The 1,086-nt window shown below is 45.9% G+C and carries 1 protein-coding gene; it reads left to right on the top strand.

Annotation, left to right across the window (positions count from 1 at the left end):
- Positions 1-1,086: DUF11 domain-containing protein (locus tag JXQ92_RS19240; protein ID WP_421988278.1), on the top strand; the 1,086-nt coding region annotated here is incomplete at both ends.

Raw genomic sequence — 1,086 nt, 5'->3', positions numbered from 1 at the left:
ATTAACCAACAACGGTCCAGATGTAGCTGATGCTACTGGCATTGAAGTGACTGATCAAATACCGTCTGGGTATACGTTTGGTACGGCCACTCCTAGTCAAGGTACTTACACAGCTGGAACAGGTGTCTGGGCGGTTGGGAGCTTGGCTAAAGATGCGAATGCTACTTTGACCATTACTGCAACTGTACTTGGTGCGGGTGACTTCACCAACACAGCAACAGTAACCGCTAATGATGTTTATGATCCGAATGCCGGTGACAATACTGCCTCTGCGAGTACGCAAGCGCAATCTTCTGACCTTTCCATTACCAAGGTGGCTAGCGACGACACACCTAATGTTGATGACAATATTACGTTCACCATTAGCGTCAACAACGCTGGCCCTGATGCGGCTACGGGTGTTCAAGTAACTGATCTATTGCCTGATGGCTATGACTTTGTTTCTGCTACTACTGCCTTTGGTAGTTATAACAATACCAATGGACTTTGGTCTGTAGGTTCTGTTGCCAATGCGGGTACGGCTACCTTAGAAATTGTAGCTAAAGTGAAGGCTACTGGTACTTATGACAACACGGCAACTATTTCTGCTGCTGATCAAACTGATCCTGATGGGGGTAATAACAGCAGTACCGAAACAGTGGCTGCTCAGTTTGCTGATCTTAATGTAACTAAGTCAGTAGATAACCCTACCCCTACGCCTGGTGCCAATGTGGTATTTACCGTAACGGTATTAAACCAAGGCCCTGATGCGGCTACGGGTATAGAAATTACAGATCAACTGCCTGATGGCTATACTTTAGTTTCTGCGACACCTTCAGCTGGTACATACACTGCTTCGACAGGCATATGGGTTGTTGGGTCCCTCAATAGCAGTTCTTCTGCCGTATTGAGCATGGTAGCTACAGTACAGTCTTCGGGTATCTTCACCAATACCGCTACTGTTTCTGCTTCTGATGTCTTTGATACTGATGGAACTGATAACGCTGCAAGCGAAACTGTAACATTACAAACTGCCGACATCAACATCACTAAAACCGTAGATAACCCTACGGCCAATGTGGGTGATAATGTTGTCTTTACTGTAAC

It is taken from the genome of Roseivirga sp. (assembly GCF_049099775.1).
Lineage (GTDB): Bacteria > Bacteroidota > Bacteroidia > Cytophagales > Cyclobacteriaceae > Roseivirga.
The sequence above is the reverse complement of the archived record's forward strand: the minus strand, read 5'-3'. Positions and strand labels throughout refer to the sequence as shown.